The organism is Glycocaulis sp., assembly GCF_050485565.1.
Taxonomy (GTDB): Bacteria; Pseudomonadota; Alphaproteobacteria; order Caulobacterales; family Maricaulaceae; genus Glycocaulis.
Genome location: NZ_JBJHBQ010000001.1, coordinates 104,069 through 128,493 on the forward strand (window position 1 = coordinate 104,069; position 24,425 = coordinate 128,493).

The 24,425-nt window shown below is 63.0% G+C and carries 22 protein-coding genes and 1 tRNA gene; 10 read left to right on the forward strand and 13 right to left on the reverse strand.

The window, feature by feature from the left end:
* Nucleotides 1–175: 175 nt before the first annotated feature.
* Nucleotides 176–250, reverse strand: a tRNA-Val gene (locus tag ACQ5ID_RS00450).
* Nucleotides 251–507: 257 nt separating this feature from the next.
* Here ACQ5ID_RS00450 and ACQ5ID_RS00455 point away from each other — a divergent pair.
* Complete coding sequence (locus ACQ5ID_RS00455) at nucleotides 508–726, forward strand: phosphoglycolate phosphatase (RefSeq protein ID WP_429910514.1); 219 nt, start codon at nucleotides 508–510, stop codon at nucleotides 724–726.
* Nucleotides 727–739: 13 nt separating this feature from the next.
* Here ACQ5ID_RS00455 and ACQ5ID_RS00460 read toward each other — a convergent pair whose 3' ends face one another.
* Entirely contained in the window at nucleotides 740–1,429 is a 690-nt protein-coding gene (locus ACQ5ID_RS00460; protein WP_429910515.1) for an HAD-IA family hydrolase, read from the reverse strand.
* A 407-nt stretch (nucleotides 1,430–1,836) separates the two neighbouring features.
* Here ACQ5ID_RS00460 and glmU point away from each other — a divergent pair, with 407 nt between their 5' ends.
* The 4 genes from glmU to ACQ5ID_RS00480 all read left to right on the forward strand — a co-directional run bounded on the left by glmU (nucleotide 1,837) and on the right by ACQ5ID_RS00480 (nucleotide 6,105).
* On the forward strand, nucleotides 1,837–3,192 hold the full coding sequence (gene glmU / locus ACQ5ID_RS00465; RefSeq protein ID WP_429910516.1) for a bifunctional UDP-N-acetylglucosamine diphosphorylase/glucosamine-1-phosphate N-acetyltransferase GlmU: 1,356 nt from the start codon (nucleotides 1,837–1,839) through the stop codon (nucleotides 3,190–3,192).
* A 39-nt stretch (nucleotides 3,193–3,231) separates the two neighbouring features.
* On the forward strand, nucleotides 3,232–4,704 hold the full coding sequence (locus tag ACQ5ID_RS00470; RefSeq protein WP_429910517.1) for an NAD-dependent succinate-semialdehyde dehydrogenase: 1,473 nt from the start codon (nucleotides 3,232–3,234) through the stop codon (nucleotides 4,702–4,704).
* The gene (gene rpiA / locus ACQ5ID_RS00475) at nucleotides 4,701–5,405 is read left to right on the forward strand and encodes a ribose-5-phosphate isomerase RpiA (protein ID WP_429910518.1); all 705 of its coding nucleotides are present in this window, start codon (nucleotides 4,701–4,703) and stop codon (nucleotides 5,403–5,405) included. The genes ACQ5ID_RS00470 and rpiA overlap by 4 nt, the downstream gene beginning before the upstream one ends.
* A gap of 103 nt (nucleotides 5,406–5,508) precedes the next feature.
* Nucleotides 5,509–6,105 carry a DUF2059 domain-containing protein gene (locus tag ACQ5ID_RS00480; RefSeq protein WP_429910519.1) on the forward strand — a complete coding sequence of 199 codons (597 nt, stop codon included), beginning with the start codon at nucleotides 5,509–5,511 and terminating at the stop codon, nucleotides 6,103–6,105.
* A gap of 66 nt (nucleotides 6,106–6,171) precedes the next feature.
* On the opposite strand, the gene dapD is transcribed toward ACQ5ID_RS00480, so the two are convergent.
* The 8 genes from dapD to ACQ5ID_RS00520 form a co-directional block, all read right to left on the reverse strand.
* Nucleotides 6,172–7,011 carry a 2,3,4,5-tetrahydropyridine-2,6-dicarboxylate N-succinyltransferase gene (dapD, locus tag ACQ5ID_RS00485; protein ID WP_429910520.1) on the reverse strand — a complete coding sequence of 280 codons (840 nt, stop codon included), beginning with the start codon at nucleotides 7,009–7,011 and terminating at the stop codon, nucleotides 6,172–6,174.
* Nucleotides 7,008–7,703 (reverse strand): pyrimidine 5'-nucleotidase, encoded by a 696-nt coding sequence (locus tag ACQ5ID_RS00490; protein WP_429910521.1) that lies wholly within the window; start codon nucleotides 7,701–7,703, stop codon nucleotides 7,008–7,010. Before ACQ5ID_RS00490 ends, dapD begins: the two co-directional genes overlap by 4 nt.
* The gene (locus tag ACQ5ID_RS00495; protein ID WP_429910522.1) at nucleotides 7,700–8,686 is read right to left on the reverse strand and encodes a DUF1036 domain-containing protein; all 987 of its coding nucleotides are present in this window, start codon (nucleotides 8,684–8,686) and stop codon (nucleotides 7,700–7,702) included. Before ACQ5ID_RS00495 ends, ACQ5ID_RS00490 begins: the two co-directional genes overlap by 4 nt.
* Complete coding sequence (gene yihA / locus ACQ5ID_RS00500) at nucleotides 8,683–9,288, reverse strand: ribosome biogenesis GTP-binding protein YihA/YsxC (protein WP_371395087.1); 606 nt, start codon at nucleotides 9,286–9,288, stop codon at nucleotides 8,683–8,685. Before yihA ends, ACQ5ID_RS00495 begins: the two co-directional genes overlap by 4 nt.
* A 56-nt stretch (nucleotides 9,289–9,344) precedes the next feature.
* Nucleotides 9,345–11,459, reverse strand: coding sequence for a membrane protein insertase YidC (yidC, locus tag ACQ5ID_RS00505; RefSeq protein ID WP_429910523.1), 2,115 nt, complete (start codon nucleotides 11,457–11,459; stop codon nucleotides 9,345–9,347).
* 7 nt (nucleotides 11,460–11,466) lie between these two features.
* Entirely contained in the window at nucleotides 11,467–11,850 is a 384-nt protein-coding gene (rnpA, locus tag ACQ5ID_RS00510; protein WP_429910524.1) for a ribonuclease P protein component, read from the reverse strand.
* A 12-nt stretch (nucleotides 11,851–11,862) separates the two neighbouring features.
* Nucleotides 11,863–11,997: a 50S ribosomal protein L34 gene (gene rpmH / locus ACQ5ID_RS00515; protein ID WP_429910525.1), complete on the reverse strand. Its 135-nt coding sequence runs from the start codon at nucleotides 11,995–11,997 to the stop codon at nucleotides 11,863–11,865.
* Between the two features lie 250 nt (nucleotides 11,998–12,247).
* Entirely contained in the window at nucleotides 12,248–12,673 is a 426-nt protein-coding gene (locus ACQ5ID_RS00520; protein ID WP_429910526.1) for a type II toxin-antitoxin system PemK/MazF family toxin, read from the reverse strand.
* A 186-nt stretch (nucleotides 12,674–12,859) separates the two neighbouring features.
* Here ACQ5ID_RS00520 and ACQ5ID_RS00525 point away from each other — a divergent pair, with 186 nt between their 5' ends.
* Genes ACQ5ID_RS00525 through ACQ5ID_RS00535 form a run of 3 tightly spaced genes read left to right on the forward strand, consistent with a single transcriptional unit; the run spans nucleotide 12,860 to nucleotide 16,485 of the window.
* Nucleotides 12,860–13,615, forward strand: a complete 756-nt coding sequence (locus ACQ5ID_RS00525; protein WP_429910527.1) for a TVP38/TMEM64 family protein — start codon at nucleotides 12,860–12,862, stop codon at nucleotides 13,613–13,615.
* Complete coding sequence (locus ACQ5ID_RS00530; protein ID WP_429910528.1) at nucleotides 13,612–15,033, forward strand: dihydrolipoyl dehydrogenase family protein; 1,422 nt, start codon at nucleotides 13,612–13,614, stop codon at nucleotides 15,031–15,033. The genes ACQ5ID_RS00525 and ACQ5ID_RS00530 overlap by 4 nt, the downstream gene beginning before the upstream one ends.
* A 24-nt stretch (nucleotides 15,034–15,057) precedes the next feature.
* Nucleotides 15,058–16,485 (forward strand): sensor histidine kinase, encoded by a 1,428-nt coding sequence (locus ACQ5ID_RS00535; protein ID WP_429910529.1) that lies wholly within the window; start codon nucleotides 15,058–15,060, stop codon nucleotides 16,483–16,485.
* A 31-nt stretch (nucleotides 16,486–16,516) separates the two neighbouring features.
* Here ACQ5ID_RS00535 and ACQ5ID_RS00540 read toward each other — a convergent pair whose 3' ends face one another.
* Nucleotides 16,517–17,059, reverse strand: a complete 543-nt coding sequence (locus ACQ5ID_RS00540) for a hypothetical protein (RefSeq protein WP_429910530.1) — start codon at nucleotides 17,057–17,059, stop codon at nucleotides 16,517–16,519.
* A 204-nt stretch (nucleotides 17,060–17,263) separates the two neighbouring features.
* Here ACQ5ID_RS00540 and ACQ5ID_RS00545 point away from each other — a divergent pair, with 204 nt between their 5' ends.
* Entirely contained in the window at nucleotides 17,264–17,827 is a 564-nt protein-coding gene (locus tag ACQ5ID_RS00545; RefSeq protein ID WP_429910531.1) for a lipocalin family protein, read from the forward strand.
* Nucleotides 17,828–17,964: 137 nt separating this feature from the next.
* Here ACQ5ID_RS00545 and ACQ5ID_RS00550 read toward each other — a convergent pair whose 3' ends face one another.
* Together ACQ5ID_RS00550 and ACQ5ID_RS00555 are read right to left on the reverse strand one after the other, a co-directional pair.
* Nucleotides 17,965–21,123 carry a type ISP restriction/modification enzyme gene (locus tag ACQ5ID_RS00550; protein WP_429910532.1) on the reverse strand — a complete coding sequence of 1,053 codons (3,159 nt, stop codon included), beginning with the start codon at nucleotides 21,121–21,123 and terminating at the stop codon, nucleotides 17,965–17,967.
* Nucleotides 21,124–21,544: 421 nt separating this feature from the next.
* Nucleotides 21,545–22,072: a response regulator gene (locus tag ACQ5ID_RS00555; RefSeq protein ID WP_429910533.1), complete on the reverse strand. Its 528-nt coding sequence runs from the start codon at nucleotides 22,070–22,072 to the stop codon at nucleotides 21,545–21,547.
* Between the two features lie 197 nt (nucleotides 22,073–22,269).
* Here ACQ5ID_RS00555 and uvrB point away from each other — a divergent pair, with 197 nt between their 5' ends.
* A complete protein-coding gene (uvrB, locus tag ACQ5ID_RS00560; protein WP_429910821.1) occupies nucleotides 22,270–24,402 on the forward strand; it encodes an excinuclease ABC subunit UvrB in 2,133 nt (710 codons plus the stop codon).
* Nucleotides 24,403–24,425 lie beyond the last annotated feature (23 nt).

The following is a 24,425-nucleotide window of genomic DNA, read 5'->3' on the forward strand; positions in this document are numbered from 1 at the left end:
ATTTCCATGACGGCGATATCGAAAATCGGCGCGCCAATGGTCACTTTAAAGTGATCCGTATTTGATGGCGCAGCCTTGGCCTTGGCGCACGCGCAAACCGGCATCGACTGCCCTTGCAGGCACTGGCCTGCGGGCAGTCGAAAATCCGGTATTACACAGATTTAATGAGGAAATCTGGTGGGCGATACTAGGATCGAACTAGTGACCCCTTCGGTGTGAACGAAGTGCTCTACCGCTGAGCTAATCGCCCGGAGGGAGCGGCGTATAGAGGTAAAACACGCATGTGGTCAAGCACTGGATCGCTCAATGAACCGGAATTCGCTGCACGCATTCACTGGTTGGATAACAAATTCGCGAGAACCCCTCTCGTCATACTTCCGTCAAGAAGGCAAAGCATCTATATGGCTCATACCGCCGGGCGCACGACGCGGCCCCGGTATGACACCCGACAGTCACCTAAGCCGGTGCGCTTCAAGGCCCTGAGCGCGTCCGAAGGAGAATAGAGACATGGCCAGCAATGACCTTTGCACGCCTGAAGGCGCACGCCGCCTGAAAGAACGTATCGAAGCCTACTGGAAAGAGCGCGGTTACGACGTGACCGTTGACCTCGTGGATGCCGGCTTCATGCCCGCCATGCGGTCTGCCCGCACCGATGTGCGCTCCAACCTCGTGAACGGCATGCCGCGCCCGGCCAATGACCGCAGCGAGAATCGCCGCAGCGCCTAAGCCCTCTCGCGCGCTACCGGCCCGCAGCCAGTTCTGCGAGGATAGCCGGCAGATCGCCGTAGGAATCGAAAAGCCGGTCAGCACCCAGCGTGCTGACCGGCTTTTCGCTATATCCCCCTGAAAACAGCACACAGGCCGTGCCAGCACCGCGCGCCGCCAGCGCATCAGGCTCGGAATCGCCCACCAGCGCGATGAAGCGCCGGACATCACCCTCACCGGCGGCGGCCAGAAGGTGGGACGGGTCCGGCTTCTTTGCCGGCGCGTCCTCCGGCCCGGTAATGCGCTCAAACCGCTCAGTCAGGTTCAACGCGTCCATCAGCTGGCGCGCCAGCGCGGACGGCTTGTTGGTGCATACGCTAAGCCGCGCGCCGGATGCGCTGAGCACGTCGAGTGCCGTCTCCACGCCTTCGAAGGGGCGGCTGTGCGCGGCGATGTCTGCCCCGTAGGTCATCAGGAAGTGCGACAGGGCCGATTCGGCCATGTCCGGCTCCAGCACGGCCCCGGCCCGCTCGAACGCCCGGACGATCAGCGCGCGCGCGCCGCGCCCGACCATGGCGCGCACATCACTGACAGGCACCGGATCAAGACCGAAGGGCGCAATCGATTCATTCAGCGCCCGCACCAGATCAGGCGCGGTATCCACCAGCGTGCCATCGAGATCGAACGCAATGGACGCGCCACGCAGAGCCTCGAAATGCGTCATGGCCAGTCTTCCCCTTCGCAAGTATGCGCCGGATGGGATAGAGCGTATTTTGTTCAACTGGGAGCGGTTTGATGGTGAGTATTTTTTGTGCTGGCGAGGAGAAGACCGCAGCATGATGTGACCATCATGCGAGGATTTCGACAAAGCCGGAACAAAAAAGACCACCAAGCCGGAGAAAGGCTGTCCCTTGTTTGAGAAAAGCAAACCGCAACCGTTTCAGCTGGGTATTTCTTGCCCCGGACGGCGTTGCGCAAGGCTCTCGGTATTCACACCGCATCGCTTCACGCGCCTTGCCGGACCATGAAATACCGGCGCTCAAACGATTCCATTTGAACGAAATACGCTCTATAGCGCGGGCGGGCCTGTGATAACAGCGCCCGGCGGCAGGCAGGATAAAGGACCGTTCCATGGCGAAGGCGCGCGCAGTCATCATTCTGGCAGCTGGCCATGGCACGCGCATGAAATCAGACCTGCCCAAGCCGCTCCATGCCGTCGGCGGGCGCTCCATGCTGGACTGGAGCCTGGCGCTGGCAAACGAGTGCGGCGCGGAGCAGCAGGTGGTGATCTGGGGCGCGCACGGGCCGCAGGTGAAGGCGCGCGCAGAGGCCGCTGGCGCCCTCACCGCCCTACAGGACCCGCCCATGGGTACCGGCCATGCCGTGCTGTGCGGCAGAGATGCGCTGGCCGGTTTTGACGGTGATGTAGCCGTGCTGTTCGCTGACACGCCCCTCATCCGCGCAGAAACACTTCAGGCGGTCTTTGCTGCGCTTGATTCCGGCGCACAAATCGCCGTTCTGGGCTTTGAGCCGGAAAATCCCACCGGCTATGGCCGCCTGATCGAAAACGCGTCCGGCGCGCTCACCGCCATTGTCGAGGAGAAGGAAGCCAGCGCCGAGCAAAAGCGTGTGCGCCTGTGCAATTCCGGCGTGATGGCTGCGCCCGCCCCGCTCCTGTTTGATCTGCTCTCGAACGTCACCAACGAGAATGCCAAGGGCGAATACTATCTGACCGACATAGTGGCGCTGGGCGTCGCTGCCGGGCACACCGCCCGCGCCGTGCGGGCGGAGGCAGACGAGGTGCTGGGCGTCAATTCGCGCGCAGGCCTGGCCGAAGCCGAAGCGGCTTTTCAGGCGCGCGCGCGTGCTGCCGCGATGGAAGCGGGTGTCACGCTGATCGCGCCAGAGACCGTCTTTTTCAGCCATGACACGCACATCGCGAATGATGTGATCGTGGAGCCGAACGTGGTCTTCGGCCCCGGCGTGCGTATCGAAACCGGCGCGGTGATCCATGCGTTCAGCCATCTGGAAGGCGCGAGCGTTGGCGAAAACACGTCGGTTGGCCCCTATGCCCGCCTGCGCCCCGGCGCGGTGCTGGAAACGGGCGCGAAAATCGGCAATTTCGTCGAGGTGAAAAACGCGGTCCTGCACACCGGGGCGAAGGCCAATCATTTGTCCTATATTGGAGATGCGGATATAGGCGCGAAGGCCAATATCGGCGCTGGCACCATCACCTGCAATTATGACGGCTTCTTCAAGCACCGCACGATTGTGGGCGATGGCGCGTTCATCGGCTCCAACTCCTCGCTGGTTGCACCTGTCACCATCGGCAAGGGGGCCTTTACAGGCTCAGGCAGCGTCATCACATCAGACGTACCCGATGATGCGCTGGCCGTGTCGCGTGCCAGGCAGGAGAACAAGCCCGGCTGGGCGGCGCGCTTCCGCCAGATGATGCAGGCCCGCAAAGACAAGAAAAAAGCCCATTAGACCGGGAAACCGGCCCCCACACGCGAAAGGACCTCCCCCATGAGTGATTACAAGTCCCGCCTGAAAGATTCCGGCCTGTGGCGCACCGATTCCTTCATCAATGGCGAGTGGGTGAAGGGCGATAGCCGGTTTGACGTCAACAATCCGGCCAACCGGGAAAAAGTCGCTGATGTGGCAAGCGTCGGGGCAGAGGGTGCCAAGCGCGCGGTGAAGGCCGCTGCGGCGGCAAACCTCGCCTGGCGGCGCACCTCGGCGTTCGAGCGCTCGCGCATCGTCAATCGCTGGTATGAGCTCATCATGGAGCATCAGGATGATCTGGGGATCATTCTGGCCGCCGAGATGGGCAAGCCGCTCAAAGAGGCCAAGGGCGAGGTTGCCTATGGCGCAGGCTTCGTCCAGTGGGCCGCAGAGGAAGCGCGGCGCGTGCATGGCGAGACCCTGCCCGTGCCGACGCCCGGCGCGCGCGGCTGGACCATCCGCCAACCGGTGGGCGTGGTCTCCTGCATCACGCCGTGGAACTTCCCCTCTGCCATGATTACCCGCAAGTGCGGTCCCGCGCTGGCGGTGGGCTGCCCCATCGTCATCAAGCCTGCGTCTGAAACGCCGCTTTCCGCGCTGGCGCTGGCCGAGCTGGCAGACCGTGCAGGCTTCCCCAAGGGCGTGTTCAACATCGTCACCGGCGAAGCGCGCGAAATCGGCCCGGTCCTGACCGGATCGGAAGACGTGGCAATGATCGCCTTTACCGGCTCCACACCGGTGGGCGCGCTGCTGATGGAGCAGGCAGCGAAAACCATCAAGCGCGTCGCGCTGGAGCTGGGCGGCAATGCGCCCTTCATCATCATGGATGATGCCGATCTTGAAAAAGCCGCTGACGGGCTCGTTCAGGGCAAGTTCCGCGCGGCTGGCCAGACCTGTGTATCGCCCAACCGCGTTTTCGTGCAGGAAGGCGTAATGGATAAGCTGACCGAGCTTCTAAAGACGCGCGTATCCAAGCTGAAACTGGGCGATCCGTTCGCTGACGGCACCGATGTCGGCCCGCTCATCCATGAGGAGGCCGTCAGCCGCGTGGCCGAGCTGGTCGACAATGCCGTTTCCAAGGGCGCCAAAGTGCTCGCGGGCGGCAAATCGCGCGTGGATGATATGGGCGGGGCGTATTTCGAGCCGACCCTCATCACCGGCGCGGACCACTCCACCAGCCTTGCCTGTAACGAGATTTTTGGCCCCGTCGCCGCGCTCTACCCGTTCAAGGACGAGGCAGAGGTGATCAGGCTGGCCAATGACACGCCCTATGGCCTCGCCGCCTATCTCTATACGCGCGATGCCGGGCGCATTCACCGCATCACCGAGGGCATTGATTTTGGCATGGTCGGCGTCAACGCGCCCATGGTCGGCTCGCCCGCCACACCCTTTGGCGGCATGAAGCAGTCCGGCATTGGCCGTGAGGGCGGCAAATGGGCGGCTGAAGAGTTCACCGAGCTGAAATTCGTCCTCCTGGGCGGGGTCGATCAGTGAGCGCGCAGAGCCAGAAGGCCAGAGCCGCTGAAGCGGCGCTGGAGTATATCGAGGACGGCATGATTGTCGGCCTTGGTTCGGGCTCCACCGCCGCCCTTTTCGTCAAGGCGCTGGGACGGCGCTGCGTGGCGGGCGATCTCACCATCAAGGGCATCCCCACCTCGCGCGAGACCGAACAGATCGCGCGTGAGGCGGGTGTCCCCCTCATCCCGATCGAGCAGGCCGACCGCATCGATGTGGCGGTTGACGGCGCAGACGAGGTTGATGGCGGCTTCCGCCTCATCAAGGGCGGGGGCGGCTGCCTCCTGCGCGAGAAGATCATCGCCGATGCGGCCGATTACATGATCGTGCTGATTGATGAGACCAAGCTGGTGGAGACGCTGGGCGCCTTCCCCCTGCCGGTCGAGATCGATCCGTTCGGCTGGACGATCACCGCCAAGAAAGTGTTCGACGCGCTGCGCCGCGCGGGCGTGGAGCGCCCTCTGGTCGATATCCGCCGTCAGGGCGACCGCAGCGAGCCCTTCATCACCGACGGCGGCAACTACATTCTCGATTGCGCCTGCGGGGCCATTGAAGACGCCTACAGCGTGGACGCCGAGCTGCTGGCCATTCCCGGCGTGGTCGATCACGGCCTCTTCATCGATCAGGCCCGCGTCGTAATCGTCGGCGAGGATGACGATGTGAAGGTGATGGAGCTTTAGGGCCCACCTGCTGACACCGATTGTAAGCCTCGCGGGTCTATCGCCCGCGCGAACGCTCTACTAGGCTATGTCCGGTTCAATGATTGCCGGAAAGGCCCTGCCCATGCGCGCGCTGCTTACCTCGCTTATCATCGTTATCGCCCTGCCGTTTGCAGGCCTCGCCGACGACCGCTCCGAACGGATTGATGCGGCGCGCGACTTCGCCCATGCCAGCGGCATGTGGCAGTCGATCCTCTACAATATGCCAGATGTTGGCGCGGCTGTGGTGGAGAGCATACGCGAGATGCGGCCAGAACTTCGCGACGATCAGGCCCGCGATATCGCCTCGCTGCTCAATGCCCGCTATGAGACAGAGCAACCGGCCTTTCTTGATACGGTGTCAGGCGTGCTTGCCAACCACCTTTCCACCGCCGACCTGCGCGAGCTGGCCGCCTATTACCGCTCTGAGGCCGGACAGGTTCAGGCCCGCGCCATTGCCCGCGGCAGCGAAATGACCGACGCGGACATGGCCGCGCTGATCTTGGCGCTCCCGCCCGAAGCGCAGGCCGAGGTAGCGCGTTTCGGCAGTAGCCAGGCGGCCCGTAACTGGCTGTCCGTCCAGCCGCGCTTCATCGGCGACATTGAACGCGCGTCCGAAAGCTTTGGTGAAAACCTGGTCTCCAGCTCGGTAGCGGAGATACAGGCGATTCTGGCGCGCTAGGGCTTTTCCCTCGTCCTTCGAGACGTTCGCTTCGCTCACCCTCAGCATGAGGGGAAAAGCGCGCGCCTAATCCCGCAAAAGCGCGTTGATGCCTGTCTTGGAGCGGGTCTGCGCGTCCACACGCTTGACGATCACGGCGCAGGCAAGCGACGGCCCGCCCTTGGGATCGGGCAGCGTACCCGGCACAACGACCGCATAGGAGGGAATTTCCCCGCGCGTCACCTCGCCGGTCGCCCGGTCCACGATCTTGGTCGATGCGCCCAGGAACACGCCCATGGAGATGACCGCGCCCTCGCGCACGATCACGCCTTCCGCGACTTCAGAGCGCGCGCCGATAAACACATTGTCCTCGATGATGACGGGTGCGGCCTGCAGCGGCTCCAGAACGCCGCCAATGCCCACCCCGCCGGAGATGTGCACATTCGCGCCGATCTGCGCGCAGGAGCCCACCGTGGCCCATGTATCGATCATCGTGCCTTCGCCCACATAAGCGCCGATATTCACAAAGGACGGCATCAGCACCGCGCCTTTGGCGACAAAGCTGCCCCGGCGCACGACCGACCCCGGCACGGCGCGAAAGCCCGCAGCCTCGAACTGGCCGGCTGACCAACCCTCCCATTTGACCGCCACCTTGTCCCACCACGGCCCCGGCACCGGCGCGCCGGGCAGGCCCAGACGGCGATTGGGTTCAAGGCGGAAAGAGAGCAGCACGGCTTTTTTCAGCCATTCATGGACCTGCCAGTCGCCATTACCGTCCTTCGAGGCGACACGCAGACGGCCCGCATCCAGCTCAGCCAGCGCGGTATTCACTGCATCGCGCAGCGCACCTTGTGTCGCGGTGGAGACGCCATCGCGTGCCTCCCAGCCGGCCTCGATCACGGATTTCAGGGCAGCGGTGTCGCTCATGCAGGTCTCTCCTTGAGGGTCTCGACCACTTCGCCAAGGAAGGTATCGAGGCAGTCTACAGCATAGTCCACAAATTCGGGGTGCTCGCCCGGCCCGGCGGTGTGGCCGTTGCCAACATTCTCTCTCGCGCGCACCAGCACGGTCGCAAAGCCGATCCCGGCAGCGGTTTCGAGGTTACGCGCACTGTCTTCAAACATCACCGCGCGCGCCGGGTTTACGGCGTGGCGCTTGAGGAAGCGGTCAAAGCTCTCGCGCTGGGGCTTGGGCGTGAAATCGGCTGCGGCAATATCGAATATGCCCTCGAACAGATGATCCAGTCCGAGGCGCGCCAGCACGTTCTCCGCATGGCGTACCGAGCCATTGGTGTAGATGATGCGCGCACCGTCCAGCGCCGCGATGTGTTCGGCCAGCACCGGATTGGGCGTCAGCACGGAATGGTCGATATCGTGGACGAAATCGAGAAAGTCGCTGGCGGCAATCTTGTGATTGACCATCAGCCCGTTCAGCGTCGTGCCATAGTCATGCCAGTAGCCATGCTGGACCTTGAACGCCTCTTCGCGCTCCAGATCCAGAAGCTGCATGACGAACTCGGTCATGCGCGTCTCCACCTGGCTCATCACAGCGGTGTGGGCGGGGTAGAGCGTATTGTCGAGATCAAATACCCAGACATCGCGCTGGAGGAGGCGTTTCACTGGACGAGATCCTCGAAGTCAGCGTTTTCCAGCGTCAGGCGGGCGACGCCGTCCACCGGCACCGGGCTGGCGCGGAACAGGACCTGGGTATAGCCGCGCTCGGCGCAGTTTGACCGGCCTTCGGAGGTAAACCGGCCCGGCGCCACGCAGAATGCTTCCACCCCGCGCCGCAAGGGCTCGGAGCGTTCACCATCGGCGGTCTGGGCGTAAACAAACAGCTCGCCGGGCTGCAGCCGGTCTGCGACGACGCGCATGCAGGAACCTGCCTCGATGCGCCACCAGCCCCGGCTCTGCCAGCGCTCATTGCGCTGGCGGGCAATGGCTATGCCTGTCGGGCCGGATGTCTGATTGCATACATTCAGGCCGACCTCGCCGTTACGCTCCAGCGCGGTTTCATGCAGGCGCTCGGCCAGACGCTCGTAATTGCCGCCAAACGACGCGCCGATATCGCGCTCGAACGCGGCGATCTGGGCGCGCGAGCGCCGGCCGGCAAAGCCGTCAACGACACGCACCTCATAGCCCAGCGTCTGCAACAGGCGTTGCACGCCCGCTTCCAGCGCCCGGCTGCCAAAATTATCGGGCTCCACCAGTACGGCGCGGGCCCGCTCGGACGGGGCAAGCTGGCGGAACTCGCGCTGCTCCAGCCCCATCGCCTCGCAATCCTGCGCACCCTCGATCTGGAAATCCTCACGGTCCACGCAGACCGGTGTGCGGCCCAGCCATTCACGCGCGCCGCCGAGATATGCCTCGCTGGTGCGCGCATAGAGAAATTGCGGCACGCCTGCGGGTATGCCGGAAAAACGCACGCAAGAGCCCGGCGCAATGCGCTGCCAGCCTTGTGCCGAGAGACCGTTCTCTCCACCCCAGGCTTTGGCCGCATCCACGTAATAACTGGTCTCGTTACACACCTCGCCAGCGCGCGCCTGCGGGGCAAACATCCCCGCCAGGAACAGCATCGCCAGCACCATCTCAGCCCGCATCATGTCTCCTGCTCCGGTATTGCGAGGTCCGCAATATCGGCGCGCAATGCGTCAAGGCCAAGGCGTTTGGATGAGGATGTTGCAGCGATGACCGGATAGGCCGCGACCTTCTTGGCAATCTGGCCTTGCGTGGCGGCAATCATCGCCTCGCGCTCGGCGGGTTTGAGCTTGTCCAGCTTGGTCAGCGTGATCTGGTAGCTGACGGCTGCCTCGGTGAGCACTTTCATAATGGCTTCGTCAGCCGGCTTGATGCCGTGGCGGCCATCGATCAGCAGGATGACGCGTTTCAGATTGACCCGCCCGCGCAAATAGTCGCGCGTCAGCGCCATCCAGCGCGCGGCCACGTCTTTCGGTGCCTTGGCAAAGCCATAGCCCGGCAGATCGACAATGCGGATGCGTCCGGCCAAGTCGAAGAAGTTCAGCTCACGCGTGCGCCCCGGCTCGCCAGAGGCGCGCGCCAGATCCTTGCGATTGGTCAGCGCATTGATGAGAGAGGACTTGCCGACATTCGACCGGCCGGCAAACGCGATCTCGGGCATGTCGGCAGGCGGCAGCCCGTCCATGCCGACCGCGCCCTTGATGAAGGTCACATTCTGGGCGAACAGGCGCTTTCCGGCGGCCAGGCGGGCCGCCTCTTCTTCGCTTAGCTCGTCAGGCGCGCTCAGCCCTCTCCCTCCGGCCTGGCAGGCGGGGTGCGCCGGGTGCCGGGGCGCTTTGCTGCCGGCTTCTTTGCCGCAGTTTTACGCGCACCCTTGGGCTTCTTTGCCGCCGGGTTGGAGGATGTGCGCCGGCCCGGCGTGGCGGGTTTGGGCGCAGGCTTGTCCGCTTCGGCTACGCTGCTTTCCACCTGCTCGGTCACATCGACCGGGGTGGAATCGTCCTTGGCACCCTTCGCCTTGCCCTTGGCCGGTTTGACGTCATTGGCTGGCTTGGCCGCCGCCGGCGTCAGGCCCGGCGCCGCGCCGGGCAGGGCAAATTCAGGCACCGGCTTTCCGGTGACGCGCGAATGCAGGCGCGCCGCGATCTTGTCGACCTCGGTATAGGTGCCGTGGCGGCGCATGATGACGTATTGCTGCAGGATCGTCAGGAAGTTGTTCCACGTCCAGTAGATCACCAGCGCGGCGGCAAACGGCGACAGGATGAAGGTGAAGACGATCGGCAGGAGCGCGAAAATGCGCCGCTGCATGGGATCGGGCGGCGGGGGGTTGAGCGATTGCTGCGCCCACATGGTCAGACCCATCAGGATCGGCCAGACACCCAGCGTGTAATCGCCCAGCAGCCACCAGCCCTCGACCGAATAGGGCAATAAGCCAAACAGATTCCACACGGCGGTCGGGTCTGGCGCGGAAAGGTCCTGAATCCAGCCGAAGAAGGGGGCATGGCGCGCCTCCAGCGAGACGAACACCGTCTTGTAGAGCGCAAAGAAGATGGGGATTTGCGGCAGGATCGGCAGACACCCGGCAAGCGGATTGATCTTCTCTCGCTTGTAGAGCTCCATCATCTCCTGGCTCTGTCGCTGTTTATCAGCGGCAAAGCGCTCGCGGATCTCGGTCATTTTCGGACCGACCGCGCGCATCTTGGCCATGGAGGCAAAGGCGCGGTTATTGAGCGGGAAGAGCGGGATCTTGATGAGCACGGTCAGAAGCAGGATCGCCACGCCGAAATTGCCCGTCCACTGGTAGAAAGTGTGCAACAGCCAGAAGAAGGGCCGGGTGAAGAACCAGAAATTGCCCCAGTCCACCGCCATGTCGAGGCGGGGGATGCCCTGCTCGTCCTGATAGCGCTGCAGGATCGGCACCGATTTGGAACCGGCATAGACATGCGACACGCTGGTGATCGAGCTGCCCGGCGCAATCGTCTCGGCGGTGCGCACATAGCTGGATTCAAAAATCGTCTGTCCGCCGGAGGGGCGTGCCTCGAAGCGGGCGCGGATCTCGCCGTCATCGCCGGGGGCCACAGCCGTCAGCCAGTATTTGGAGGTAATCCCCATCCAGCCGCCAGCGCCCGTGCGCTCCATCGAGCCGTCGCGCTCCAGACTGTTATATTTGCGGTCCATCAGCGATGAGCCGACCACCCCGATAGGGCCTTCGTGCAGGATGAAGAAATTGGTGATGTCGTCGGGAATGCCTTCCTGACGCACCAGGCCAAAGCGCGAGAGCGAGACCGTATCGGCGCCGTTATTCGTGACCGTATCGCTGACGGTGAAGAGATAGTCCTCATCGACCGAGATCACGCGGCGGAAGGTCAGCTCGCCCGCCACATGCTCCAGCGTGACCGGGCTGGTGGGGGTGAGCGTGGTGTTGCCGACAACCTGCCAGCGCGTGGAGGGGCCGGGCAGGCCCGACGGCGCACCGGCCGCGCCCGTCCACCCGTCCACCGCATAGTGCGCCCCGCGCGAGCCTTGCGGGGAAAGCAGCGTCACCGGCTCGTCCGACCCTACCGCCAGGTCATAGCGCAAAAGACGCAGATCATCGAAGCGCGCGCCATTGAGCGCGATGGAGCCTTCCAGCGCGGGCGTACGCACGGTGATGCGTTCAGAGCGCGCCAGTGCATCCTCGCGGCTGGTGAATCCGCCCAGCGCTGCGGGCGTCTCGTCGCCGCCAAAGGCACCGGGCGTTTCGTCCCCCGGAGCCGTCTCGCCAGTCTCGGCTTCCACCGCAGCTTCCTGCGCGGCGCGCTGCTCGGCCATCATCGGTTCCACGATGAAGAGCTGGTAGGGGATGAAGATCGCCAGAACGATCGCCACGATAAGGAGGATATTGCGGGGTTCACCCATGAGCGGGTCAGTCCTTCACGGTGTTTCGGGGCCGGGACGGCGCGGCGAGGCTTAGCAATGCGCTTTTCATATCGTCAAGCAAAGCCTCCCATTCACGCGCAGCCGTACCGGCGCGCGCAATGAATACATAGTCGGTGCCGGGCAGGCCATGGAGGGGGAGAATCTGGCGCGCGGCCTCTTTCAGGCGGCGCCGGGCGCGATTGCGCTGGACGGCATTGCCCACCTTCTTCGAGGCGGTAAAGCCAGCCCTGGCAGGGCCTTCTAGCGGTTCACGCGCCACCATCTGCACGACAAGGCCGGGCCGGGCGGCAGAGCGGCCGTCACGCGCACGCAGAAAATCGCGCCGTACGCGGATGCGCGCGGCGCGATCGGGATATTGCAGCGCTTTCAAGTCGAGTGGCGATTAAGCCGACAGGCGCTTGCGGCCACGCGCACGGCGGCGGGCGACAATATGACGGCCAGCCTTGGTGGCCATGCGGGCGCGGAAACCGTGACGCCGGGCGCGGACGAGTTTGGACGGCTGAAAGGTACGTTTCACGGCACTGGCTCCTGAAAAGGCAAACGCGCCGGTCTCATCACGTCCGCGCTGCGCGCGCGAGGGACGGGGCAAAGCCCGGCGAAAATCGAGCCGCGGTAACTACCGGCGGCGGGCGCAAGTGTCAAGCGGGGGAGATGATCTGCGCCATGCCATCAGCTTGTTATCGCTGGGTGGCATGGCGGCCTTCCGGGGAAGGTCTTAGACGCGGATCGCCGAAGCGAGAGCCGCTATCGCCCACTAAGATGGCTACTCAGAGCGATTTAGTCAATCCAGCCAAGCCAATTCCAGCCAGAATCGCCTTTCTTATTTTCTTCAAGTCGTCATCTGAAACGGTATCAAAACAATAACGCCTCCGTCCATCTGGGGCCCTTCCGATCCGTATCAGGTCGAGGCGATGAAACCCCACTGCGGCAATCATATCGCCCTTCACCCAAACGTCGCCTGCTTTGAACCTGTCCGGCAACCTGCCGGGCATACCAACGCGGCAATGATATTGCATCACGGGGTCGGGTGCGGTGGTGCTTAGAGCGACGATTGTACAAAGACCTGGTCTGGCCCGGATTTTCGGGCTGACGACAATCACTGGACGCCGCTTAACCATCTCGGGCTCGCGAAACCCAATGTCGAAATCACACATAAGAACTGTGCCGATTTCAGGATGCTCGTTAATAGCCAAATTACTGACCAGCTTTCAAAATGATCATGTCGATACGACTTTATTCGCCAAAACGAGGCATCGCCAAGATAGGAAAGTCCACCTTGTAACTTTGCGCGTAAGATGAACGAATGACCTCCGGATCGGACATCGCCGCCGCCGGTCCAGCCCGTGCCGCCACTGCCCTCCCCCACCCAAGGACATCCCATGACCGCTCCCACGCCCCCCGATGCGCCGCCAAAGGCGAAACCCTTGTGGCTGCGGCTATTGCCGGTGCTCATTCTGGCGGCGGCGCTGATCGCGGTGCTGGCAAGCGGGGTGTGGCGGGATCTCAATCTTGAGACATTGCAGGCCAACCAGGCCGCGCTGGAAGCTTATGTTGCGGCGAACCTCATACTGGCGGTGCTGATCTACACAGTTGTCTATGCGCTGGCCGTGTCGATCTCGGTGCCGGGCGCGATCTGGTTCACTATCGGGGCGGGCTTTCTGTTCGGGCCAATCATTGGCACCGGCGTTGCCGTTATCGGCTCCACCATCGGGGCAACGATCATCTTCATCGCCGTGCGCTATGCCTTTGCCGACTGGGCGCGGGCGAAGTTCGGCAACTGGGTGAAACGCCTGCAGGACGGTTTCTCCTCCGATGCCTTCAGTTATGTGCTGATCCTGCGCCTGATACCGGTATTGCCCTTTTTCGGCATCAATATCGCGACCGCATTGCTGAACGTGCCGCTTCGCGCCTATGTGCTCGGCACGTTTATCGGTGTCATGCCGCTGGCCTATGTGTATGCGACGGTCGGCTCCACCATTGGCCGGGCGGCAGGCGGGGTGCCGAGCCTTCTCGATCTTCTGACCCCGGAGCTGATTGCCGCCATCTGTGTGTTCGCACTCGTCGGCTTCCTGCCCTTCATCTACAAGCGCATCACCGGCAAGAAGCCGCCCGCCGCCAATGGGGGCGAGGCATGAGCCGGGAAAGCATCAGGGCCGACTTATGCATTATCGGCGCGGGCGCAGCAGGGCTCGTCACGGCGGCGGGCGCGGCCATGCTGGGGCGAAAGGTGGTGCTGTTTGAAGCGCGCGAGATGGGCGGGGATTGCCTGAATTATGGCTGTGTGCCCTCCAAGGCGATCCTGTCGGCCGCCCACGCGGCCCACACCGTGCGCTCGGCTGCGAAGCTGGGCGTAAAGGCCGGCGAGCCCCGGATCGATTTTACCGCCGTCATGGATCATGTCCGCAAGGCGATTGCCGCTATCGAGCCCAATGACAGCCAGGCGCGTTTTGAAGGGCTTGGCGTGCGCGTGATCCGTGAGTGGGCGCGCTTTATCTCTGCTGACACGGTGGAGAGCGACAGCGTTGCCGTGAAGGCGAAACGCTTCGTCATCGCATCGGGCACTCGCGCGCGCATCCCACAGATGCCGGGCCTGTCCCACATTGCCTATCTGACCAATGAGACGATCTGGAAGCTCACGGCCCTGCCCTCGCACCTTTTCATCATTGGTGGCGGGCCGATTGGCTGCGAGCTGGGGCAGGCTTTCTCCCGGCTGGGTGCGAAGGTGACGATCCTTGAGGCCAACCGCCTGCTGGGCGGGTTTGAAGCCGAGCATGCCGATATCCTGCGCGAGACCTTCGCAGCAGACGGGGTGCGGGTGATTGAGGGCTGCGGGGTCGAGCGGTTCGAGCAGGAGGGCGATAATATCTCCATCACCCTGCCGGACGGTGAACGGCTGACCGCCAGCCATGTGTTGGTGGCCGCAGGCAGGGTTCCCGTATTTGACGGGCTGGGGCTGGAGGCTGCGGGCGTCGAGACCGGCCCGATGGGCATTATCTGCGACGACAAGCTTCGCACCGCCAACAGGCGCGTTTATGCGGCGGGCGATATCGCCGGCAAGGGCGCGCTGACGCATCTGGCCGGCTGGCATGCCTCCGTCATCCTGCGCAATCTCTATTACGGCATACCCACGAAACAGTCCTCCAGTCCCATTCCGGCGTGCATCTATACCAGTCCGGGCCTGGCCCAGATCGGCCTGACTGAAGGCCGGGCGCGCGAACTGCATGGCGACAAGGTTTCAACCGTCTCCTGGCCCTTCCATGATAATGACCGAGCTATTGCCGAGGGCGATACCGCAGGCGGGGTGAAGCTGGTGCTTGGCAAGGGCGGCAGGCTGCTGGGCGTGCATGTGGCAGGCGCCCGCAGCGATGATATCGCTGCGATGGCCGCCATCACCATGGCCAAGGGCGGCAGCGTGCGCGATCTCACCAGCCCGGTCCTTGCCTATCCGACGCGCGGCGAGGCGATAAAACGCGCAGCAGGCAAACATTTCGAGCCTGTGGTATTTGGACCCTTCGCGAAGGCGTGGGCCGCGTTATTGTCCGCGCTGCACTGATTTGCATGCGCGAGGTGGGCTGGCTTGGCCAAAGGGGCAATCAGGGAGGGACTGGCGCGCGCCGGGCAGATCGTCCGGGCGGGTACAGGCTCGCTTGGCGGGCGCCTGCTGGCGCTGACCATCGCCTTTGTGCTGACCGCCTCGGTGCTGATTTTCTTCCCGTCTGCGGCCAATTTCCGCAATAGCTGGCTGGGTGAACGGGCCAATGCCGCCCATCTGGCCGCCATTGCCGCAGAGCTGGCCGAAGACAATCTGTCTGAAGAGGCGGTGCGCGAGCTGCTGGACGGGGCAGACGCCATCGCCGTGGCGCGCATAGCCGGCGGTGCAACGGAGCTGGTGCTGGGCGCCGATACCGGCAATGCGCCCCTGCTGGACGAGGACCAGACACGGCGGCGGCCCCTTCGCGAGATGGCCGCCGTGATCGCCACCTTCACCGGGCCGGAAGACCGGCTGGTCGTGCTGACCGCCATTCCCCAGACCCGGCCCGATGAACGCATTCTGGTCATCCTGCCCGAAGCCCCCTTGCGTGAGGCGCTGATCGGGTTTTCCGCGCGCCTGTTCTGGTTTGCGCTGTTTGCCTCTCTGGTCACCGGCGCACTGATCTATCTGGCGCTGCTGGTCATGTTTGTCGGGCCGATGCGCCAGCTATCGCTGTCCATGACGCGGTTTCAGGAAAACCCGTCCGATGCAGGCCGTGTGCTGACACCCAGCCAGCGCCATGACGAGATCGGCGAAGCCGAGCGCGCTCTGGCCGCCATGCAGGCCGATATTCTTGCCGCCATCCGTCAGCGCGAGCGGCTGGCAAGCCTGGGCCTCGCCGTCGCGCGCATCAATCACGATCTGAGAAACGTATTTGCCTCTGCCCAGCTGGTCTCCGACAGGCTGGCGGCCAGCGAGGATGAACGCACCGCCGCGATGGGCCAGCGTCTGGTGCGTGCCATCGGGCGCGGCATCCGCCTGTGTTCCGATGTGCTCGACTATGGCCGCACGGCCGAGACCCGGCCCGAACTGCAGCCCATTGCGCTTACCCCCCTTATCGACGAAATCGCCGGGGAGCTGGTGCCGGCCGATGAAAGCGTGATCTGGGAGAATATGATTGCGCCTGAGATCACCGTGATGGGCGACCGGGACATGCTGCACCGCCTGTTCGGCAATCTGGTCCGCAATGCCATCACCGCCATGAAGGGGCGCGATCCGGCGCGGCTGAGCATCAGCGCCGAAGCCAGCGGTGACGAGGTGCATGTCACGCTGGCCGATACCGGGCCGGGCATTCCCCCAGCGGTTCAGGCCCGCCTGTTCGAGCCCTTCTCCTCCGGCGGAGGGGAAGGCAGTACTGGGCTAGGCCTGTCCATCACGCGCGAGCTCGCCGGGCTGATGGAGGGCGCAATCACCCTGCAATCGACCGGACCGGAGGGGACGGTGTTTGTGGTTAGCCTGAAGGGGGCGGGCTAACGCCCTCGTCCTTCGGCTCACAAAAGCCCCTCTAAGCCAGAAAGGCGGGGCGCTCTACCGCGTCAAACCGGTTGCGGTGAACAAAGCGCGCGACCGAGCAATGGGCAAAGTCGGCCAGCGCCTCGCCTTCAGGCAGGCTGGGCAGCCCTTCCAGACGCAGGCGCAGGCGCGCGCAGTGATCGCCCGGCGCGCCAGCATGGTTTTGCCACTGTGCCAGTGCCGCCTCGACCGCCGCGCCCTCATCTGCACGCAGATGGCGCACGCTCGCATTGACGCTCATATCGCTGATCTGCCGCAGATCGGCGACGATCTGGATTTTCAGCACATCGCCAAGGCTCCACAGGCGCATCCGCCCGCCATGGGGGCGCACGCCGTGCAGCGGCTTTACGAAGCCCAGCCTCTGCAGCGGGCGGATCAGGCTCGCCGCATCGCCCTCCACCGCCGGATCATGCCGGCCTTCGCCGAGCAGCTCGGCATCGGTGAGGATCTGGCGCGCGCGCCAGTCATAGGAAAGCAGCGCCGACAGAGCCGACGGATCGCGAAGCGCAAATTCGGCGCGTGACGATGACAGCATGAAAACCCCCGCCCGGAAGTGAACTCTACTCACACGCAAATTATTCACTTATTGCGTTAACTGAGTGCGTTTAGTGAACCTATATGACACCGCGTATCTTTATATCGGGTTAACGCCCTCTTTCGCATCGCGCCGCCGGAGCCAAACCGCTTGCCGCGCGTTGTTTGCGGCCTAGATCACACGCATCCGGACAGGAGCCCGCCCATGTACCGCCACGCCCTTTTCGCCTGCCTCGCCGGTCTTCTGGCTGCGGCCTGCCAGCCGCCATCGGGCCGCGATAGTGATGCCCCGCCCTTGCAGACGGTGGAGCGCGTGGAGATAGAGCGCTATCTTGGCCGCTGGTTCGAGATTGCCCGCTATGACCACCGCTTTGAGCGCGGCTGCGCAGGCGTGACGGCGGACTACGCCCTGCGCGATGATGGGCGGATCGATGTCACCAATACCTGCTACCAGGACGGGCTGGACGGCCCGGTGGAAACCGCCAATGGCCGCGCACGCATCGCCGATGAGACAACGAACGCGCAGCTGGAAGTCTCCTTCTTCGGCCCGTTCTGGGGCGATTACTGGATCATCGATCTGGCTGAGGACTATAGCTGGGCCATCGTCTCGGAGCCTGAGGGCCGCTATCTCTGGATCCTCTCGCGGACTCCGCAAATGGACGAGGACACGCTTGCAGACCGCCTCGCCTGGCTGGAGGCTGAAGGCTTCGACACCTCCATGCTCATCAGGGTGGAGCAATGGGACAGCGCGGAGGATGTGAGGGGTTAGGTTTTTCCCGCTTGCTGAAACCCGCCCCTTCCCCTCGTCATTCCGGGCGAGCCTTTGGCGAGACCCGGAACCCAGAGATCAAAGACGCTGGGTTCCAGATAGCGGCTACGCCGCTTCTGGAATGACGAAAGAAGAGATCACCCCTCCACCGGCAACTCAATCCCGCCCATGATGCGGTGGGTTTCGCTCAAGATTTTGATGATGCGCTGATAGTGCTGGATGTCAGCAAACGACAGCGGGCGGCCCTTGCGGTCTTTCAGCCATTTCTGTGCGGGCTGGTAGCCGCCGATATAAAAGTTCCACGCAATCTCCGGCACGCCCTCAAAGCGCTGATCCTTGTTGATCCAGACCGACCCCGCATCAAACCCCGGCTTCTCCACCACGCCGTCGCCCTCGCCCATGAAGGAATAAGGCGTCTCGCCGATGGCGGCAGGCTCCATCAGGTGCAGGCGGCGAAGCGCCCCGCCCTTCTCGCTCACATGCCAGAAGATATCGGGTGAGGCTGGATACGGGATGCGCGGAAAATCGGTTTTCAGGAACTCGGCAAAAGTCTCGCGGTAATCCGGGCTGTGCAGCACGCCATAGATGTAATCGAAGACGGCGATCTCGTCCGGCTCGCCATGGGCTTCGTCTTTGGCCAGTTCGCGGAGCCTGCGCCAGATTTTCGGATCGAAATTCACCCGGCGCGTCTGATCGAGCGAGCCCTCCTCCGGGTAGAGGTAGAGGGGGAAGGACATACCTCCTCCTCGGTAGAAGAGATTCAGATCAGAAATTGCATCATGAACGAACGCCAAATTCCATTGCATTGTACCGACAACTTGGCCTTGTCGCCCAATTGCAAGGCCGACGTTTTCACCCAGAAAATTTCGCATGACTTTGGTTCTAGGCCAGTCGACCAGCTTCGGTGAGTAAGCGATTTTCCGCGCATCGAGAGGGCGATAGCAGTAAGAAACAATTGAATTCACCGCGTCGTCAGCGGTCATCGCTTTTCGAACTTCGGGGAGCCTCCAGCCCCGCGTGTCACCTGCCGGGTGCTTCGAGTTCTCCTTTCCAGGAAAAAAGCGCGCTCTTACACCAGCATCCGAAATTTCGTTGTCAAAAAACTCGCGCAATCTTGCCGCCAAGGCACTCGTTTCGAAGTCAACGACAAGGTGGTCGCGAGAGGTCTGCACTCCAGTAACACTCTCAAACATAAGCTCCTGAATACCAAAGCCTTTGTTGTAGACTGCATCAAGAGCATGATCCCGGCGGCCCATCAAATACAACGGTTCGTTGGGGCATACTTCTTGGAACACCTCGCTCTTCAGTCCCAGCTTGGTCAGTGCGTCATACTTGCCGCTGCGCATGCCCCACAGATCGCCATGGAAGACTTTTGCGAGCGGCTTGGACTTGCCCGCTTGCGTCTTCTTCTTCACCGCAATCAGAATCGCCACGCCCTGCTGGATATCGAACACATTCTTGTCGGCCGAGCCGTCGGGCGAGACTTCCTTCTTCTTGGCATTGCCGTGCAAATCCAGCACGTAGATGGCGTCAAACGTGTTCAGAAGGTGCCAGCGCATGCCCCGGAAGGTCGGGTTGTCCAGATAGCCATGATTGGTGATGAAGCCGAGAACGCCCTCGCCATTCTTCCCGATCATGTGCTCGGCAAAGCGGATGAATTTCACATAGTCATCATGGAGCCAGTGCTTGCGTTCGCCGAAATGCTGGCCATCGACATATTTGTAGTCCTCGATCAGCCCGCTGATCCAAGGCCCCATATTCTGCGAAATACCCGAATAGGGCGGGTTGCCGATCACGCACATGATGGGCATGTCGCGCTTGATCTTGCTGGCCTCGCGCGCTTCTTCGGCGAGCCAGCGGGCGAACAATACCTGTTCCACCCGCTCACCCTCTTCCAGTGAGTTGGTGAGATAGACCGAGAGGCGCGGCGGCTCGCCGGAGGGCTTGTAGCCCATCTCGGTCAGGATCATGTCCAGCTTCATGTGGCACATGGCGTAGGAGGCCATGAGAAGCTCGAACCCGTGAATGCGCGGGATCAGCTCGCTCTCCACGTAGGATGACCAGTGGCCGGGGGCGGACGCCTTTACCCGCTTGCCGATCTGCTTGATCACTTCAGCGAGGAACGTGCCGGTGCCGGTGGCGGGATCGAGAATCTGGACGCGGTGCACATCGCGCTTCTCGGTTATCGCCTTGCCCTTCTTGTCGGTCTGGCCGGTATCGAAATCGATCCTGATCTTCGAGGTGTCGGCAAGGCCGTCCGCCAGACCGAACTCGCTCTTCAATACCTCATCGACCGCACGCACGATGAAATTGACCACGGGCTCTGGCGTGTACCACACGCCTCTGGCCTTCCTCTTGGCCGGGTTATAGGCGGCCAGGAAGGTTTCGTAGAAATGCAGGAAGGGGTCGTTCTGGCCGGTCAGCTTTCCGAAATCGGCCATGATTTCATTCAGGTTGCAGGCTAGGAAAATCTTCGTCAGATCATCAATGATCCACGCCAGCCGCTTGTCCAGATCCGGCCCGGCGATATAGCCGAACAGGCGGCGCAGGAAGGGATTGGATTTCGGCAGCAGCTCCAGCGCCTCCTGCCGGCTGAACGTATCGAGCGTCTGGTCATGCAGGCGCGCCGCGAAAAGCCCATAGGCAATCGTCTCGGCATAGATGTCGGCAAAATCGGCCGCCGTTATGTCGTGGATCAGATGCTCCTGAAAGGCGCGGTATTGCGCGGTCAGGTCCGTATCGGCATTGCGCTCCAGATCAGCGACCAGCGCGTCGCCCATCTCATTCTTGATCAGCACGGCCTTGGCCGCCATCAGCTCGGCAAGGCGTTTTGACGAGGTAATAGTGCGCGGCGTCTGCGCCACGAAATCCTTAAGCTGGGCTTCCAGCGCGTCAAACGCTAGCGGCTTGGGCTGCAGACCCATCAGTATCTCGCCGATGGAGATGGAGCGGATCAGCTCGCCTTCACGGTAGAACTCGAAATCGAGGCCGTTCGTGTAGAGAAGGTTCGGGAAGGCTTCGCGATAACGCTGCTTCTGCTCGACGCTGTAGCCTTTGAGGGCTTTCAGATCGATGCCGACATCTTTTGCCTCGCAATGACCCACCGGCACATCGCCGCGCATGAACACGAAGTCCGGCGCTCCGGCGGATACCTTTTTCGGCTCGTTGGTGACGCTGGTCCTGTCATCCAGCGCGCTGAACAGATCATACAGCGCCGGGCGGTAGCTGTGCTCGGTCGCCTGCCCGCCTTTGAAAGTGGTGGCGATCTTTTCAAAATATCCGGCAATCACACTCATGGCCCGCGCGTCTCTCCCCTGTTGCCACACGCTAGCCGTGTTGGGGCGGGAGGGGCAATTGCTCTGTGCTCCAGCCCTCCCCCCTCGTCATGCCCGCGCAGGCCGCGCGTCCGAGCTGCCTCACCCTGAGGAGCCGCCGAAGGCGGCGTCTCGAAGGGGCGAGGCGCGACGCACGAAAGTGCGGAGCATCACTAAAATCGTGGGTCCCCCGTCGGGGCGGGGGACCCCGGTTGGAGAGATCAGAGGCGAAACTGGCAGATTATTCAGGAAGGCAACACAAGCCGGGGTCTCCCGCCCCGACGGGAGACCCGGAAAATGCTTCAATAGTGCGCTAAGACTGGAAACATGGCTCACCCGCATGCGGGTGCTCCCGCAGGTCCCGGCTCTGCGCTGCGCTTGGCCGGGAGTTCAGCGAGACCCCCTACCCGAAATCGACCTCGTCTTCGGGGTTCTGGTTTTCCTTGTCGGTCGCGCGGCGGAAGGGGCCGGGATAGCGCGGATCGGTGCGCCGGCGGCGGTCGGGGCCGAAATAATTGCCCGACTTGATGAAGCGGCGCGGCCGCTCGATCAGCGCCACCATCCGGTTATAGAGATCGACCGGGCGTACGGGCTTGGCCAGATACTCGTTCACGCCCGCATTGATGGCTTCCATGATGCGGGTGCGGTCGGTATGGCCGGTGACCATGATGATAGGCAGGTATTTGTTCGGGCTGTCCGAGGCGGTGCGCACCAGCCGGGTGAATTCGAGCCCGTCCACATCGCCCAGCGCATAATCGACCAGCGCCACATCGGGGTTGGCAGAGCGCATGGATTCGAACGCATCCGCCGCGTCGCGCACTTCGATCACGGTGCGCACGCCAAACCCCTGCAGCACCTTGCGCAGGATGGTGGACATATGCGCGTTGTCCTCAACAATAAGGACCCGCACGCGTTCAAAGCTGCCTGACATGCCTGGCCCGCCGGATTCGCGACTGTAGAGGCCATTGTGCACCCGCAGCGTTAACCAAAACTTGCGGCACTGGTGCAACAGCACCCTCGCTTTCACAGCCCTCGTGTTGCATATATGTTCTCATGGTGAAACTGACCCGCGACGATACCGCCTATGCCCCGCCCGAAGAGGCACTGAGCCCTGCCGGGGTCTCCGATATGGGGCAGGCCGAATTTCTGCGCGATGCGGTGCCGGCCGGCATCCATGACGCGCTGAAACTGCCCGCCAACTGGACCCCGCACCGCCCCGAACGGCCCGACAAGTCTGATGGCGGGCGGACGTTCGAGGTGGTCAGCGAGTTTCAGCCCACCGGCGACCAGCCAGCCGCCATTGCCGAGCTGGTGGAGGGGCTTGAGGGACACGAGCGTGATCAGGTGCTGCTGGGCGTGACGGGTTCCGGCAAGACCTTCACCATGGCCAAGATCATCGAGGCGACGCAGCGCCCGGCCCTGATCCTGGCCCCCAACAAGACGCTCGCCGCGCAGCTTTACGGGGAGTTCAAGAGCTTCTTCCCGCACAATGCGGTGGAGTATTTCGTCTCCTACTATGACTACTACCAGCCGGAAGCCTATGTGCCGCGCACCGACACCTATATCGAGAAAGAGTCCTCGATAAACGAGGCCATCGACCGGATGCGCCACGCCGCGACGCGGGCGATTCTGGAGCGCGATGACGTGATCATCGTGGCCTCGGTCTCTTGCATTTACGGCATCGGCTCGGTGGAGACCTACACCGCCATGGTGTTCGACCTGAAGGTCGGCGACACGTCAGATCCGCGCGAGATCATGCGCCAGCTCACCGCGCTGCAATACACGCGCAACGACGCCGCCTTCACGCGCGGCACGTTCCGGGTGCGCGGCGATGTGCTGGAGATCTTCCCCGCCCACTATGACGCCAGAGCCTGGCGGATCAGCTTCTTTGGCGACGAGATCGAGAGCATTGCCGAGTTCGACACCCTCACCGGCAAGGCGGTGGCGGCGCTGGAAAAGGTGCGCGTCTACGCCAACTCCCACTATGTCACCCCGCGCCCGACGCTCAATCAGGCGATTACCCATATCAAGGCGGAGCTGGCCGAGCGGCTGGAATGGATGGAGGCCAATAACAAGCTGCTCGAAGCCCAGCGCCTCGCCCAGCGCGTGCAGTTCGATATCGAGATGCTCGAAGCCACCGGCTCCTGCAACGGCATCGAGAACTATTCGCGTTACCTCACGGGCCGCAAGCCCGGCGAGCCGCCGCCCACCCTGTTTGAATACATTCCGGAGAACGCCCTCGTCTTCACCGATGAGAGCCATGTGACGATCCCGCAGCTCGGCGCGATGTACAAGGGCGACTTCTCGCGCAAGCGCACGCTCGCCGAGCACGGCTTCCGCCTGCCCTCCTGCATGGATAACCGCCCCCTCAAATTCGAGGAATGGGAGGCGATGCGCCCGCAGACCATCCACGTCTCGGCCACCCCCGGCAGCTGGGAGCTGGACAAGACCGGCGGCGTCTTCACCGAGCAGGTGATCCGCCCGACAGGGCTTATCGACCCGCCCGTGGAGGTGCGCCCGGTCGCCAGGGAAGGCTTCAGCCAGGTCGACGACATTATCGAGGAGGCCCGCAAGACGGCCGAGGCCGGCTATCGCACCCTCATCACCACGCTCACCAAGCGCATGGCCGAAGACCTCACCGAATACATGCACGAGCAGGGCCTGAAAGTGCGCTACATGCACTCTGATGTGGACACGGTGGAGCGCATCGAGCTGATCCGCGATCTGCGCCTTGGCGTCTATGACGTGCTGGTGGGCATCAACCTCTTACGCGAGGGGCTGGACATCCCCGAATGCGGCCTTGTGGGCATTCTCGATGCCGACAAGGAGGGCTTCCTGCGCTCGGAGACGAGCCTCGTCCAGACAATCGGCCGCGCGGCGCGCAATGCCGATGCGCGCGTCATCCTCTATGCCGACAGCGTGACCGGCTCGATGAAGCGCGCGATGGACGAGACGGAGCGCCGCCGCGCCAAGCAGATCGCCCATAACGAGGCGCACGGCATCACCCCGCGCACCATCGTGCGCGGCATTTCCGATGTGCTCGAAGGCGTGATGGAGAAGACGGCCGCCGGCAGAGGCGCGCGCAGCCGCCAGCGGGGCCAGGATCGCTTGACCGCCCGTGAGGAACAGGCAAAGTTCGAACCCAACAACCTGAAGGCGGTCATTGCCGACCTTGAAAAACGCATGCGCGAGGCCGCCGCCAATCTCGAATTCGAGGAAGCGGCAAGGCTACGGGACGAGATCAAGGCGCTGGGGGAATGATCCAGCCATCGCTGCCCTTTACA